The following is a 13,581-nucleotide window of genomic DNA, read 5'->3' as shown; positions in this document are numbered from 1 at the left end:
GCCAAACATTGTAATATGTGCCAGCTTCCAAAGGAATGAATGCCCAAACGATAGAAACCATACCGGAAAAATCTTTTAAGAAAGTAATAGAATTGTTATCACAATCATAATAAAATTCATCTTTATTGTAAGAATCCGGCCGAAAAGTCAAATTATTATCAGAATCAATAGAGTGCCCACAGCCACTATCAAAACCCGTGAAAAACTGAACATGAAAACAAGGGACAATTAACTCACCATCGGAAGAAACCTCCACAGCAGGAAGTAGTTTAATATACTCGTCCTCAGAAGAATCAGAGGAAAAAAGATCAGACCAAAAATCAAAAATATCACGGAAAGAATCACCCATGATATTAATCATCGTATCTCTAATCTCATCAGAACTTTGAAGAACATCAACAACAAGATCAGTCCAGGGAACAATAACATAATCATTGACTGTATCAGCCCAAGAAGCAGTAGCATGAACCGGGAAAACGCCAACTATTAAACAAAAAGCAGCCATAAATAAACAGAAAAAACGCCGCAACATTGACGTACCCCCCAAACACATGGTAAAATATCCAAAAAAGAGAAAGACAGGTGAGAAAATGAATTACCTGATAAAATCTCAAATCACAAACATGATTGCAATAGCAAAAACGTTTGACCAATCATGCAAAATGTCCACAATTATGGATGATGGCAAACCCGATAAAGCAGAAGCCAAGCTGCTCCAAAAGATAACCAATGCCACAACGCAATACATAAAAGAACTAGAAAAACTCAAAGGTACGGACGGTTTCCTTGATGTAGGAGAAATCTTAAAACTATTCAAAAAGAAGGCTGCTTAAATAAAAGCTAAGAGAAACCGTGAGAAATCACGGTTTCTTTTTTCTACACTACTTTTGAAAGTGCGCGGTCAAACTGGATCATCTACCACAGTAAAATAAGCCTTAACCTTGTCGGCAAAAGCTTCCTTCCGGGCCTGATGCTCCTTTACAATCAGCTCATACTTGGGATTGGGCTTGCAGCGGCGCATATTGACCATACTCACAAAATCATCAAATGTATCACAGACCTGGAGCATGGCATCAATGGCGTTACCCGCCATCTCAAACACATAGTGCTTGCACTTCTCCAGGTTATAGGCCCCGCCGGGCACTGTAAAGATCTTGATACGGGACACATCACCGATAAGATCATACCAATAATCCGTTGTCTGCCAACGGGACTTGTTACTGTCATCTTCATCCGGCTCCACATAGCGAAGGTAATTGAGCAGCACACCGGCAAAGGCCTCGCCCACATCCATGGGGATCTTGCTGAATTCTTCCGCCCGGCCATCCCGGAGCTGCAGCTCCACACGTACCCAATGACGACCATCACCGAAACCACGCTCGGCGGCCTTATCGTAGATCCGGACAAGGACCTTGCTCCTGGGACTGCCGATCTGGACACTGATGCCTTTGCAAGAACGTGTCACTTCCCACCAATTCATACGGCTGATGTAGTGCTGGGATTCAGTATCCTGCGCCACCCGGTTTATATCCAATATCCCGGTATGGTCGTCATAAGCTACATCCAGCCGGGTCATATGCAAATCATTGCCATGGATGAACGCAAAAAGATCTTCCCACTTATTGGCCAACGTGGTGAGATCCTCAAAATTCCGGCNCAGCGGCGCATATTGACCATACTCACAAAATCATCAAATGTATCACAGACCTGGAGCATGGCATCAATGGCGTTACCCGCCATCTCAAACACATAGTGCTTGCACTTCTCCAGGTTATAGGCCCCGCCGGGCACTGTAAAGATCTTGATACGGGACACATCACCGATAAGATCATACCAATAATCCGTTGTCTGCCAACGGGACTTGTTACTGTCATCTTCATCCGGCTCCACATAGCGAAGGTAATTGAGCAGCACACCGGCAAAGGCCTCGCCCACATCCATGGGGATCTTGCTGAATTCTTCCGCCCGGCCATCCCGGAGCTGCAGCTCCACACGTACCCAATGACGACCATCACCGAAACCACGCTCGGCGGCCTTATCGTAGATCCGGACAAGGACCTTGCTCCTGGGACTGCCGATCTGGACACTGATGCCTTTGCAAGAACGTGTCACTTCCCACCAATTCATACGGCTGATGTAGTGCTGGGATTCAGTATCCTGCGCCACCCGGTTTATATCCAATATCCCGGTATGGTCGTCATAAGCTACATCCAGCCGGGTCATATGCAAATCATTGCCATGGATGAACGCAAAAAGATCTTCCCACTTATTGGCCAACGTGGTGAGATCCTCAAAATTCCGGCAGCCCTGACCGGACATTTCGCACCAGACACCCATATCCTCACGGCCATTATAATGGATGGAGATACAGCCAAAATAGAGCCGGTCCATGTAACCACGGGCGCCTTTTGTTTCAGTCCAGGGACAATGCGACATACCAAGAGCCTCAATCAGCTGCTGCGGAGTATGCTTCTTACTGGTGAATGACAGCCAGTCATACAGCACAACATTTTCATTGATATTACTGTCCATGGTATGCCCCCCATTGTCTCCTATGTAGATAGTGCCCCCCTGTTAGCGAGGGGGGCCTCCCGGAGGGAGCAACCCTCCGGGAGTGCGAGCGCGTTTAACCATCCTGAGCCACCATGACGACCCGCTGCTTATCATCAAAGAACAGCTTTACACGAGTGCCGGGTTCAAGATCCTTCCAGACATCGGGCCCAGAACACTTCTTCTTTTCTGCCTTGTAGCCAGACGCCTGGTAATCCGCAGACTGATACGAACTGACCGGAGAAATGACATACATATTGTAATAGGGCCGTTTCTCCCCTTGCTCCGTGTCAAACTGGCCGGATGCCCAACCGACAAAAACGTAACATTCGTATCCGCCTTCTACGATGAATTCTTTGCCCATATAGAGCCTCTCTTTCTGGGGCTATACCCCTGTTTATATAACAAGCGGGAACCCCAACCAGCGGCAGGGAGCCTATCCTTCCCCTTTCTCTGGCGGATTCCCGCTTGTCTAAATACATATTAGAACTTGCTCGGCGGCCTGCATTGGAACTTTTTCTTGACGTATTCCATAATATATGGTAGAGTAAATAAACTCTTTGCACTGCATTACATCCTTTGACAGGATGCGAGATCAACAGTACAAACTGAGCAGGCGATGCCCGTCGGGCATGGGGCCGGGCCGCGATGGGCGGCAGCAGATGTTAGAAAAGCATCTGTGGGACAGTTGTATGTTCCGCAGATGCTTTTTTGTATTCTTTGGGGAACGGCTTGTCTCGATGAGGTGCTCATAGGAGAAACAACATGGCAATTCATATGTTGCCGACGGGAGGATTCTTTTATGGCAGCCAGAAAGGAAGCGCAGCTTCGCACAACCACACAGCGGGCAAAACCAGATGAGAATGCGGTCATCCGCAAGTTGTCGTTTGTCAGCATTTTCGGAAATACCGTTCTGTCCGGATTCAAAATGTTCGCCGGGATCTCCGGCCATTCCAGCGCCATGATCTCAGATGCGATCCACTCCTTTTCCGATGTGCTCACCACACTGATCGCCTGGATCGGCGTAAAGGTCTCCAAAAAGGCGTCGGATTCCGACCATCCCTACGGCCACGAGCGGCTGGAGTGCATCGCTTCCCTGCTTCTGGGCGCCGTGCTGATGGTAACGGGCCTGGGGGTGGGCAAAGCAGGGTTGGAAAACATCTTCTCCCGCAGTTATGAGACTCTGGCCATTCCCAGCGCCATTGCTCTGGTGGCGGCCGTAATCTCCATCGTGGGAAAAGAGGCCATGTACTGGTACACCCGCTATTATGCCAAGCTGATCAATTCCAGCGCGTTCATGGCGGACGCCTGGCACCACCGGTCGGACGCCTTTTCCTCCATTGGTTCCCTCATCGGAATCGCCGGTGCCATGTTGGGCTTTCCCGTACTGGACTCCGTGGCCAGCGTTGTGATCTGCCTGTTTATTTTGAAGGTATCCTATGACATTTTGAAAGACGCGGTAGCCAAGCTTCTGGACACCTCCTGCGGGGAGGATTATGAACGGAACCTGCGGGAGTTTGTATCCGCACAGGACGGCGTGGTCTGCGTTGATGTACTCCATACCAGAATGTTCGGAAATAAGGTCTACATTGATCTGGAAATTCAGGTGGACGGAGACAAACCGCTGCGTGAGGCCCACGCCATCGCCGAGCATGTGCACGCCAATGTAGAGCACGAATTTCCGGATGTAAAACACATCATGATTCATGTAAATCCCGCAAAGGAACCGACCCAGTACCAGTAAAGGAATACAGGTAATATGACAAAAATACTGTTTGTATGCCACGGCAGTATCTCGAAAAGTCCTAAAAAAGCTTGATATACCAATGGTTTTGCGGCTCAAACCGGTGGTTACTACACCACAACTACACCATATCTGAAAGAGCCTTGATGTGACAATCTGAGTTGCACCATAATATCATAACCACCTGGCATTCAATTGAAAAAATCAGAGCCGTATGTGCAGCGAAGGGAGAACCTTTTTGGAAAGTGATTCGTACGATCTGGCTTGTTTTCTTAAGCATAAAGATAACCCCCGGCTTAGCCGGGGATTTTAACTCAAAACATGATTGACAAAAACTCATCTGAATTTTTCCGCTTTTTTTAATGCTTTAATATATTGATTTTTCACGCCACTTTCGTTTTCTTTTGCGCATAAATCAGAAATCTGTTTGAATAAGGGGCTCTTAGCGTAATGAGGAATCATAATAATACGAGATAATGCATAAGCACTTGCCCATCTAATTACTGTGCCATCATTTCCCGCGTTTTGCAATAAAGCAGTTATCGCATTCTCAAGTTTAGTTGGAAATTTATTTGCAAGATTCCCTACAATTCTGGAAGCTTCCCGTTTGCAGGAATTATCAGAAGATAAAATATATTTTTCTGCCAAATCCAGATACTCTGGTTCTAAAGTAAACTCTTTGGAGCGACTTACTTCTTCAACGGCTTCGAGCAAAAGTGAAATATTTTTTTCAGGCAAAGATTCACAAGCCTCTGAAATTATTGAAAAATTGACTTCGCGATTGATAATTGCTTCAACAATGGAATTTCTCTTTTCTAAACGTTTTAATGATTTGTTATTCATTATTTCTGTGATAGTCATTCTTAATTTCTCCTAAAAAGTAAAATCATGCATTTTTACACTTGCGGTGGAGAAATGCATTGCGGGCGGCAAGTCCACCGGAGAGGATGAAAGCGAGCCCTGCGTTCCCAAGAAACAGTCTGCTTTTTCGTCTCATCATCAATTCCATAGTGATTTTACCATAAGAGTGCGAATAAATCTATCGTCTGACAATGAAAACGCCCTAACGGTTTCCCGCTGCTCAGACAATCTCGTTCAACCGTTTTCCTTCAGTTTGTTGCATCAAAACGCCATGCTGTGTCGCCACCATTCAAAGAACGCTGAAGAAACTGGATGAAGCCGGACCGTTGGAACGGAAAAGGGGCGGGGGTCTCCGCTGACAGTGATCGGTATGTAAAGCTGCCGCCTGACTGAATAATTCATTGAGCAGATGGCTTCCATCTGAAATTTGCGGTGGGAAAGACTGTCTGAATATGGTACAATCAAAGTGTTATAGTAAGGTTCTTTTCAGCACAGCAAGGCGTTTGACGATGTCAAGAAGCACGTATTATCAATTTATTTCTGGCTTGTGAAGGAATGTATAAGAGATGACCAAAATACTTTTTGTTTGCCACGGCAACATCTGCCGCAGCCCTATGGCGGAATTTGTAATGAAGGATCTGGTAAGGAAAGCAGGGCGGGAATCGGAATTCGAGATCGCCTCCGCCGCCACCAGCACCGAAGAGATCGGAAACCCGGTCTATCCCCCTGCCCGGCGAAAGCTGGCTGAGCACGGCATCAGTTGCGCCGGCAAGACTGCCCGTCAGCTGACCTCAGATGATTATGGCCGTTGGGACCTGATCATCGGCATGGACCAGGCCAACCTGCGCAACATGCGCCGGCTCTTTCCCGAGGACCGGGGGCACAAGCTTCATCTGCTGATGGACTATACCACCCGGCCCGGTCAGGTAGCCGACCCGTGGTATACAGGGGATTTTGACGCCACCTGGCGGGATGTCTCAGAGGGATGCCAGGCTCTGCTCGCTCAGATATAAGAAGAGAGGGGTGCGGACTGCTTTGCAGTCCGCACCCCTCTCTTTTCTCTGCCTCAGGCGGCGCGCTCCGCCGCCAGCTGCCTGCGAAACAGGGTCCGGAAAATCAGCCGGGCCAGCGGGCCGCAGAAAAGCAGCTGCCAAATCAGCGCCATAGGCATATTGCATCCAAAGGTCTGGATCCAGGTGCCAAAGCTGGGCTCCTTAAACAACAGCGTGGCGATCAGGCTCATAGTGGGACACATGATGCACACGATCATGGTAGAGATGGCGTAAGTAATGATCTGAGGCCGGTCAGTGGGCCGCACCACCGTAAAGGCCAATTTGGTAGCCAGTCTTTCCACTACAAAAAACTCCAGGACAAAGGCCACAGGCACCATGATCGGCATCTCATGGAGCGCCATCCCAAAGGTGGCGTTGGTGACCCCGCCGGTATTCAGCGCCACATTATAGACGATCATTCCGTAGACCATGATCACTGCCATGATGATGGTAAAAATCACATTCTGAAATTTCGTTTTCGGCATACCTTTTTGTCTCCCTTTCTTTTCTGTTCCAAAACGGCGCACAAAAAAATAGCAGCGAAACTTTCGTCTCGCTACTATCCTTCACTGCGACTACCATTCATTGGTATGATTATACCATGCTGCCATGGCCGATGTAAGCGTTTTTTGCTGTGCGGAACGAACAAACTTTATCTGCCAAGCGCCCCCCTTTTGCTGCTCCGCACAAAGGAGGGCCGTGAAAAAAGATGGAAATGCATGACCAGGAAGATAACTTTAAAAGCAGCAGATGATATATGACAGCATTTGAAGTATAATGGTGCTGACAAGAAATGATATCAGACACGCTTGCTGCAATAAAGGAGAATCAGATATGAAAGATGCTTTTATGGCAAGTTTCTTCCATGAGGGTGTCCTTGGCGGTGCAATCTATCTTCAAAGCGGCAAAGTACTATATAGGACAAACAAACTTCAAGTGGAAACAAAATATCGCAATCTGGAAATGCCATACAACAGCATTGAGCAGATTAAAACAGGACGGGCACTATGTTTCCCGACAGTCACACTAGCGATGAAAAATGGCAGCTCCTACAGGTTCATTATATTCAATCGGAAAAAGTTTTTGTCCAGATTAAATGAGTTGAGAAATTTATCCTGATTTTCAGCATCAATACTCAGGGCCAGCAGCGCTAAAAAGATAAGGGACATCCTTCCGGATGTCCCTTATCTGGAGCTAGTGGTGGGAATCGAACCCACGGCCTGCTCATTACGAGTGAGCTGCTCTACCTCTGAGCCACACTAGCAGTTTCCCACACGCCCAGTTTGAACGCAGGTAATATAATACTATACTTGTCTTGCCTTGTCAATCTTTTCATGCGGAAACGGAGAAGGACCGGAGCGAACTCCGATCCTTCTCCCTTTGGTCAGGTGCGCTCGGTTTTTTCCTGGCCCTGATTCTTCTTTTTATTGGGCATCTGGGTGGTCTGAGGCTCCGTCTGAGGATTGGGGTCCTGGTTTCTGGACTTCATGTTCTGTCCCTTGCTCTGATTCTGCATGGCACTCACCTCGCTTTCGCCGTTTTCATTCTGCCCCAAAATTTGAGAATTATACGGGAAATTTTTCTTGTGCGGGGATACCATATCCTGCGCTTTTATGTTATAATCCTATCAAATCCACACAAGGGAGGCAATTCGTCATGAGATGCCCGTACTGTGCCCACCCTGAAAGCAAAGTTGTTGATTCCCGCCCATCAGATGAAGGCGCCAGCATCCGCCGCCGCCGGGAATGTCTGGCGTGCCACAAGCGCTTCACCACCTATGAGACGATGGAAAGCCTGCCTCTCATGGTCATCAAAAAGGACGGCAGCCGTCAGAGCTTCGATAAAAGCAAACTGCTCAACGGTATGATCCGGGCCTGTGAAAAGCGGCCGGTCTCCTTCAACACACTGGAGGCCATCGCCAACGAGATTGAGCAGACCCTGCAGAATGATATGGACCGGGAGATTCCCTCTGCCAAAATCGGCGAACTGGTGATGGACCGTTTGAAGGGCGTGGATGAGGTGGCCTATGTCCGCTTTGCTTCCGTCTACCGTCAGTTTAAGGACATCAGTACCTTTATGGCGGAGCTGAACAAGCTGTTGGCAGAAAAATAGTCAAAACTTCCGGCTAAGCCGGAGGCTTGCGTATGCCTTTTATGCCTTCTTGTTCTCGCAACCCGTAAACGGGTCAACAAACTCTTTCAGTCCTATCTGGTCTGCTATTTGATCCGATGCCGATCTGCTTTTTATTTCGTCCCACTGTATCCACATAATATCCTCTGACCCAAAAGTGCTGATTCCCGTACTTATATTTCAGATTTGCATACCGGTCAAATATCATCAGACTACTCTCCCCCTTCAAATACCCCATAATCTGTGATACGCTGTATTTGGGTGCAAATACGACGTGATATTGACCTCTCCAGCTTGTATGCTCTAAACTACTTATGTCTTTGTCTTTCACGATAAAGACCTCCCTGTTATCGCAGTTGTGTGGTCGGCAAGCCACTTCTACCTTATCAGGGAGTTTTTTGTTTTTCTACTGGTGCCACCAGTCAGGACCCCCGGCTAAGCCGGGGGCTTGAGTAAGCCCTAGAAGGGCACAATACGGACAACGCCCCTAAAGGGGCCGCGAATGGGTCGGCCAACTGCATTGCTGACTCATGGCCGGCCCCTGAAGGGGCTATTTTTATGCCTTGGGATTCTTGCTACCCGTAAACGGGTCGATAAATTCCTTGATGCTGATCTGGTCTGCAATCCGGTCCTCCTCTAATTGATGCCGGATGTACTCCTGTATCTGCTTCTTATTGCGCCCCACTGTATCCACATAATACCCTCTTGCCCAGAAATGCCGGTCTCCGTACTTGTATTTTAAATTCGCATGCCGGTCGAATATCATGAGACTGCTTTTCCCTTTGAGATACCCCATGATTTGTGATACACTGTACCTGGGCGGTATGCTGATTAGCATGTGAATATGATCCGGACACGCTTCTGCTTCTATAATTTCCACACCTTTTTGCTCACACAATTTCCGCAGAATTTGTCCGATATCCTTCTTGATTTGTCCATATATCGCTAGCCGTCTATATTTGGGCGCGAATACGATATGGTATTGACATCTCCATGTCGTATGTTGCAAACTCCCTATATCTTTTTCTTTCATCGAAAAAACCTCCTGGTTCTTTGGTGTTGCAGTTGGCCGACCGCAACTTCCATTCTACCAGAAGGTTTTTTCACTATATAATTCTTTTTACTCTCCCCAGCATAGCTGGGGGTTGTCGTTGCGCTGAAGCGGTAACAACGCGAAAACGGGCCGCGGGGAATTTCCCCGCGGCCCGTTTGCATCCTGTTCCCGCTTCTTTATGAGGCTTCGCCTTCTTCAAACTGCGCGTTGTACAGGCCGGCATAGAAGCCGCCCTTGTCCAGCAGCTCCCGATGGGTGCCCTGCTCTATGATGTCGCCGTCCTTCATCACCAGAATCAGGTCAGCCTCCTTGATGGTGGACAGCCGGTGCGCGATCACAAAGGAGGTACGCCCCTTCATCAGGTTGTTCATGGCGGCCTGGATCAGGTGTTCGGTCCGGGTATCCACCGAGGAGGTGGCCTCGTCCAGGATCAGGATCCGGTTGTCCGCCAGGATGGCTCTGGCGATGGTGAGCAGCTGCTTCTGCCCCTGGGACACGTTGGAGGCATCCTCGTTCAGCTCCATCTGGTAACCGCCGGGGAGGGTCTGGATGAAATGGTGGACATGGGCCGCCTTGGCGGCGGCGATCACCTCCTCATCGGTGGCGTCCAGGCGGCCGTAGCGGATGTTTTCCATGATGGTGCCCTTGAACAGCCAGGTATCCTGGAGCACCATGCCAAAAGCCTCCCGCAGCTTGGTGCGGTTGAACTCCCGCACATCGTGGCCATCCACCCGGATAGCCCCGCCGTCCACGTCGTAGAACCGCATGAGCAGCTTGACCATGGTGGTCTTGCCCGCGCCGGTGGGACCCACGATGGCCACTGTCTGGCCCGGCTTTACCTTGGCGGAGAAATCGTGGATGATGGTCTTTTCCGGCACGTAGCCGAACTTCACATGGTCAAACTCCACCGCGCCGGTGAGCTGATCGGCGGGCACCGGGCAGGAATCGGTCTGGTCCTCCTCCTCCTCGGCCAGGAACTCGAACACCCGCTCAGCGGCGGCGGCCATGGACTGGAGCATATTGGACACCTGGGCGATCTGGGTCACCGGCTGGGTGAACTGCCGCAGGTACTGGATAAAGGCCTGGATATCGCCCACGGTGATGGCTCCGGCCACCGCCAGCATGGAGCCGGCCACCGCCACCGCCACATAGCCCAGATTGCCTACGAAGGTCATGATGGGCTGCATCATGCCGGAGAGGAACTGGCTCAGCCAGGCGGACTTGAAGAGGACGGCGTTAGTCTGGTCAAACTCCCGGACCACTTCCTCCTCCCGGTTGAAGGCCCGCACCACACTGTGGCCGGAGTAGGTCTCCTCCACCTGGCCGTTGATCTTGCCCAGGTACTTCTGCTGGGCCACAAAGTATTTCTGGCTGTGCTTCACCACCAGCATCACCAGAGCCGCCGACACCGGCAGGATCACCAGGGCGATCAGGGTCATCAGCGGGGAGATGGTGAGCATCATCACCAGCACGCCGATGAGGGTGGTCACCGAGGTGATGAGGGTGGTCACCGACTGGTTCAGGCTCTGGCCCAGGGTATCCACGTCGTTGGTGATGCGGGAGAGCACCTCGCCTACCGTGCGGGATTCAAAGTACTTCATGGGCATCCGGTGGATCTTTTCCGAGATATCCCGCCGCAGGCCGTAGCAGGTCTTCTGGGTGACCCCGCTCATGATCCAGCCCTGGAGCAGGGAGAAACCGGCACTGATCAGATAAAGCACCAGCAGGATGACCAGGATCCGGCCGATCTTGCCGAAGTCGATGCCCCCGGCTCCCTGTACCTTGGTCACCAGGCCGGTGAAGATCTCGGTGGTGGCCTGGGAGAGCACCTTGGGGCCTACGATATTGAAGATGGTGGAGCAAACGGCGAAGATGCCCACCAGGGCCAGCTGGAGCTTGAAGGTCCCCATGTGGGACAGCAGCTTCTTTACGGTACCCTTGAAATCTTTTGCCTTTTCACCGGGCACCCCCGGGCCGCGGTGACCCATGGGGCCCCGGGGACGGGGCGCGGTCTGATGCTCACTCATGCGCCTACACCTCCCAATTCCGCTTCTGAAAGCTGGCTTCTGGCGATCTCCTGATAGGTGGGACAGGTGGCCATCAGCTCCTCATGGGTGCCGATGCCCGCCACCCTGCCCTCGTCCAGCACGATGATCTGCTGGGCGTGGAGGATGGTGGAGATGCGCTGGGCCACGATGATAACGGCGGCATCCTTCACCTGCTCACTGAGGGCACGGCGCAGAGCCGCGTCGGTCTTGTAGTCCAGGGCGGAGAAGGAATCGTCAAACAGGTAGACCTTGGGGTTCTTTGCCACCGCCCGGGCAATGGACAGCCGCTGCTTCTGGCCGCCGGACACGTTGGTACCCCCCTGGGCGATGGGGGACTGATAGCCCTCCGGTTTGGCATCGATGAAGTCGTCGGCCTGGGCGATGGACGCCGCCTGGCGCATGGCTTCATCCGTGATGTCCGCCCCGCCGAATTTCAGGTTGCTCTCGATGGTGCCCGAGAAGAGCACTCCCTTCTGGGGCACATACCCCAGCAGGCTGTGGAGCTTGTGGAGGGACAGGTTCCGGATGTCCACCCCGTCGATGGTGATGCGGCCGTAGCTCACGTCAAAGAACCGGGGAATCAGGTTGAGCAGCGTGGATTTGCCGCTGCCGGTGGAGCCGATGATAGCGGTGGTCTCCCCTGGCTTCGCGGTAAAGGAGATGTGCTCCAGCACATCGGCCTGAGCGTCGGGGTAGCGGAAGGACACGTCCTCAAAGCACACTTCGCCCCGCCACTCTTTCTTGCTCTCGTCCCGGTTCTTGCCGGGCTCCGGGTCGTGGATGGTCACCCTGGTATCCAGCACCTCCTGGATGCGCTTGGCGGACACCCCCGCCCGGGGCAGCATGATGGACACCACCGAGATCATCAGAAAGGCCATGACGATCTGCATGGTGTAGGTGATAAAGGCGATCATGTCGCCCACCTGCATGGTACCCAGGTCCACCCCGTGGGCGCCCGCCCACACGATGAGCACGGAAATTCCGTTCATGACCAGCATCATCACAGGCATCATCATGGACATGGTGCGGTTGGTGAACAGCTGGGTGCCCATCAGGTCCCGGTTGGCCTTGTCAAAGCGCTTCTCCTCGTACTCTTCCCGGCTGAAGGCCCGGATCACCGGCAGGCCGGTGAGGATCTCCCGGGATACCAGGTTCACCCGGTCAATAAGGGTCTGCATCTTCTTGAACTTGGGCATAGCCACCGTCATCAGCACCACGATGAGGGCCAGCAGCACCCCCACCGCCACAGCGATGATCCAGCCCATGCCGGTGCGGGTGGTAGCCACCCGGACGATGCCGCCGATGCCGATAATGGGGGCGTAGAGCACCAGCCGCAGCAGCATGACCACAACCATCTGGATCTGCTGGATGTCGTTGGTGGACCGGGTAATGAGGGAAGCGGTGGAGAACCGGTCGATCTCCGCGTTGGAGAAGGATACCACCTTGCGGAATACCCGGCTCCGCAGCTCCATGCCCACGCTGGCAGCCACCCGGGAGGCCAGCATGCCCGCCGTAATGGCGGCCGCCACCATCAGCAGGGTGAGAGCCAGCATCTTACCGCCGGTGGTCAGCAGATAGCTCTGCTGGAGGGCGCCCAGATCCACCCCCAGGGCCTGATACTCCTGCCGGACGAACAGAATGGCCATCTGGTCGGTCATGGTCTCAGCGGTGGCGCCGTACTGGTCGGCCATGGCCGTCATCCGCTCCATGAGCTGGGCTTTGAACGCCTCACGGCCCATCTGCTCCGCCTGTCCCACCAGAGCGGCGGGGTCCATCCCCTGCTGCTCCATCTGATAGAGGGCCACCATGGGCAGGCCCAGCATCTCATCCAGGCGGTCCAGCGTATCCCTGTCCTTCACCGTCAGGGTATAGACCCCGGTTCCGTCGGCAGTGTAGGCTGACCGGAGGGCCGCCTCGTCCTCATCGCTCAAAAACAGGGTCAGCGCCTCCATGGTGCTCTCCCGCATCTGATCGGGAGTCACCCGCTCCACGCCGCTCTGCTGGATGCCCACATCCACAATATCCGACGTGTACCGGGGCAGCGTCAGATCACAGTAGGCCTGCACGCACAGCAGCGCCAGGATCAGCACCACCATGCCGCCATGCCGTTTCAAATACCTCAGGATATTCAGCATGTCCTCT

At 52.1% G+C, this 13,581-nt stretch carries 15 protein-coding genes, 1 tRNA gene, 1 pseudogene and 1 riboswitch; of the genes and pseudogenes, 5 read left to right on the top strand and 12 right to left on the bottom strand.

Annotated features, from left to right (window positions below; translation table 11 throughout):
* Nucleotides 1-532, bottom strand: a 532-nt coding sequence (locus tag E0E41_RS18220; protein ID WP_130871286.1) for a hypothetical protein, incomplete at its 3' end; no start/stop codon positions are given.
* Nucleotides 533-590: 58 nt separating this feature from the next.
* Between E0E41_RS18220 and E0E41_RS18215 the strand changes: the two genes are divergently transcribed.
* Nucleotides 591-833: a hypothetical protein gene (locus E0E41_RS18215; RefSeq protein ID WP_130871285.1), complete on the top strand. Its 243-nt coding sequence runs from the start codon at nt 591-593 to the stop codon at nt 831-833.
* A 68-nt stretch (nt 834-901) separates the two neighbouring features.
* Here E0E41_RS18215 and E0E41_RS18210 read toward each other — a convergent pair whose 3' ends face one another.
* The 3 genes from E0E41_RS18210 to E0E41_RS18200 form a co-directional block, all read right to left on the bottom strand.
* Nucleotides 902-1,576 (bottom strand): replication initiation factor domain-containing protein, encoded by a 675-nt coding sequence (locus E0E41_RS18210; protein ID WP_130871284.1) that lies wholly within the window; start codon nt 1,574-1,576, stop codon nt 902-904.
* On the bottom strand, nt 1,573-2,532 hold the full coding sequence (locus E0E41_RS18205; RefSeq protein WP_130871283.1) for a replication initiation factor domain-containing protein: 960 nt from the start codon (nt 2,530-2,532) through the stop codon (nt 1,573-1,575). Before E0E41_RS18205 ends, E0E41_RS18210 begins: the two co-directional genes overlap by 4 nt.
* A 94-nt stretch (nt 2,533-2,626) precedes the next feature.
* Nucleotides 2,627-2,914: a hypothetical protein gene (locus E0E41_RS18200; RefSeq protein WP_130871282.1), complete on the bottom strand. Its 288-nt coding sequence runs from the start codon at nt 2,912-2,914 to the stop codon at nt 2,627-2,629.
* 234 nt (nt 2,915-3,148) lie between these two features.
* Nucleotides 3,149-3,240, top strand: a riboswitch (NiCo riboswitch).
* Nucleotides 3,241-3,352: 112 nt separating this feature from the next.
* On the opposite strand from E0E41_RS18200, the gene E0E41_RS18195 reads away from it, so the two are divergent.
* A complete protein-coding gene (locus E0E41_RS18195) occupies nt 3,353-4,294 on the top strand; it encodes a cation diffusion facilitator family transporter (protein ID WP_130871281.1) in 942 nt (313 codons plus the stop codon).
* Nucleotides 4,295-4,630: 336 nt separating this feature from the next.
* Here the strand turns inward: E0E41_RS18195 and E0E41_RS18190 are convergent, their stop codons facing one another.
* A complete protein-coding gene (locus E0E41_RS18190; protein WP_130871280.1) occupies nt 4,631-5,155 on the bottom strand; it encodes a HEAT repeat domain-containing protein in 525 nt (174 codons plus the stop codon).
* A 566-nt stretch (nt 5,156-5,721) separates the two neighbouring features.
* Here E0E41_RS18190 and E0E41_RS18185 point away from each other — a divergent pair.
* Nucleotides 5,722-6,168: a low molecular weight protein-tyrosine-phosphatase gene (locus tag E0E41_RS18185; protein ID WP_130871279.1), complete on the top strand. Its 447-nt coding sequence runs from the start codon at nt 5,722-5,724 to the stop codon at nt 6,166-6,168.
* A gap of 53 nt (nt 6,169-6,221) precedes the next feature.
* Here E0E41_RS18185 and E0E41_RS18180 read toward each other — a convergent pair whose 3' ends face one another.
* Entirely contained in the window at nt 6,222-6,692 is a 471-nt protein-coding gene (locus tag E0E41_RS18180) for a DUF2798 domain-containing protein (protein ID WP_130871278.1), read from the bottom strand.
* 349 nt (nt 6,693-7,041) lie between these two features.
* Between E0E41_RS18180 and E0E41_RS18175 the strand changes: the two genes are divergently transcribed.
* Nucleotides 7,042-7,326, top strand: a complete 285-nt coding sequence (locus E0E41_RS18175) for a hypothetical protein (RefSeq protein ID WP_130871277.1) — start codon at nt 7,042-7,044, stop codon at nt 7,324-7,326.
* A 70-nt stretch (nt 7,327-7,396) separates the two neighbouring features.
* Here the strand turns inward: E0E41_RS18175 and E0E41_RS18170 are convergent.
* Both E0E41_RS18170 and E0E41_RS19215 read right to left on the bottom strand, forming a co-directional pair.
* Nucleotides 7,397-7,471, bottom strand: a tRNA-Thr gene (locus E0E41_RS18170).
* A 120-nt stretch (nt 7,472-7,591) separates the two neighbouring features.
* A complete protein-coding gene (locus E0E41_RS19215; protein WP_278045199.1) occupies nt 7,592-7,723 on the bottom strand; it encodes a hypothetical protein in 132 nt (43 codons plus the stop codon).
* Between the two features lie 140 nt (nt 7,724-7,863).
* On the opposite strand from E0E41_RS19215, the gene nrdR reads away from it, so the two are divergent.
* Complete coding sequence (gene nrdR / locus E0E41_RS18165; RefSeq protein ID WP_130871276.1) at nt 7,864-8,319, top strand: transcriptional regulator NrdR; 456 nt, start codon at nt 7,864-7,866, stop codon at nt 8,317-8,319.
* Between the two features lie 39 nt (nt 8,320-8,358).
* On the opposite strand, the pseudogene tnpA (E0E41_RS18160) reads toward nrdR, so the two are convergent.
* The 4 genes and pseudogenes from tnpA (E0E41_RS18160) to E0E41_RS18145 all read right to left on the bottom strand — a co-directional run bounded on the left by tnpA (E0E41_RS18160) (nt 8,359) and on the right by E0E41_RS18145 (nt 13,574).
* Nucleotides 8,359-8,671: pseudogene (gene tnpA, locus E0E41_RS18160) on the bottom strand (IS200/IS605 family transposase).
* Between the two features lie 222 nt (nt 8,672-8,893).
* Complete coding sequence (gene tnpA / locus E0E41_RS18155) at nt 8,894-9,370, bottom strand: IS200/IS605 family transposase (RefSeq protein ID WP_130869097.1); 477 nt, start codon at nt 9,368-9,370, stop codon at nt 8,894-8,896.
* A gap of 197 nt (nt 9,371-9,567) precedes the next feature.
* Entirely contained in the window at nt 9,568-11,418 is a 1,851-nt protein-coding gene (locus E0E41_RS18150) for an ABC transporter ATP-binding protein (protein ID WP_130871275.1), read from the bottom strand.
* The gene (locus tag E0E41_RS18145; protein ID WP_130871274.1) at nt 11,415-13,574 is read right to left on the bottom strand and encodes an ABC transporter ATP-binding protein; all 2,160 of its coding nucleotides are present in this window, start codon (nt 13,572-13,574) and stop codon (nt 11,415-11,417) included. Before E0E41_RS18145 ends, E0E41_RS18150 begins: the two co-directional genes overlap by 4 nt.
* Nucleotides 13,575-13,581 lie beyond the last annotated feature (7 nt).

Source organism: Intestinimonas massiliensis (ex Afouda et al. 2020) (assembly GCF_900626285.1).
Classification (GTDB): domain Bacteria; phylum Bacillota; class Clostridia; order Oscillospirales; family Oscillospiraceae; genus Flavonifractor; species Flavonifractor massiliensis_A.
This window is presented reverse-complemented; position numbering and strand designations above follow the sequence as displayed.

Coding starts and splice junctions, on each gene's coding strand:
- E0E41_RS18215 (WP_130871285.1), top strand. CDS start 591: ATGAATTACCTGATAAAATCTCAAATCACAAACATGATTGCAATAGCA.
- E0E41_RS18210 (WP_130871284.1), bottom strand. CDS start 1,576: ATGACCCGGCTGGATGTAGCTTATGACGACCATACCGGGATATTGGAT.
- E0E41_RS18200 (WP_130871282.1), bottom strand. CDS start 2,914: ATGGGCAAAGAATTCATCGTAGAAGGCGGATACGAATGTTACGTTTTT.
- E0E41_RS18195 (WP_130871281.1), top strand. CDS start 3,353: ATGGCAGCCAGAAAGGAAGCGCAGCTTCGCACAACCACACAGCGGGCA.
- E0E41_RS18190 (WP_130871280.1), bottom strand. CDS start 5,155: ATGACTATCACAGAAATAATGAATAACAAATCATTAAAACGTTTAGAA.
- E0E41_RS18185 (WP_130871279.1), top strand. CDS start 5,722: ATGACCAAAATACTTTTTGTTTGCCACGGCAACATCTGCCGCAGCCCT.
- E0E41_RS18180 (WP_130871278.1), bottom strand. CDS start 6,692: ATGCCGAAAACGAAATTTCAGAATGTGATTTTTACCATCATCATGGCA.
- E0E41_RS18175 (WP_130871277.1), top strand. CDS start 7,042: ATGAAAGATGCTTTTATGGCAAGTTTCTTCCATGAGGGTGTCCTTGGC.
- E0E41_RS19215 (WP_278045199.1), bottom strand. CDS start 7,723: ATGCAGAATCAGAGCAAGGGACAGAACATGAAGTCCAGAAACCAGGAC.
- nrdR (WP_130871276.1), top strand. CDS start 7,864: ATGAGATGCCCGTACTGTGCCCACCCTGAAAGCAAAGTTGTTGATTCC.
- tnpA (WP_130869097.1), bottom strand. CDS start 9,370: ATGAAAGAAAAAGATATAGGGAGTTTGCAACATACGACATGGAGATGT.
- E0E41_RS18150 (WP_130871275.1), bottom strand. CDS start 11,418: ATGAGTGAGCATCAGACCGCGCCCCGTCCCCGGGGCCCCATGGGTCAC.
- E0E41_RS18145 (WP_130871274.1), bottom strand. CDS start 13,574: ATGCTGAATATCCTGAGGTATTTGAAACGGCATGGCGGCATGGTGGTG.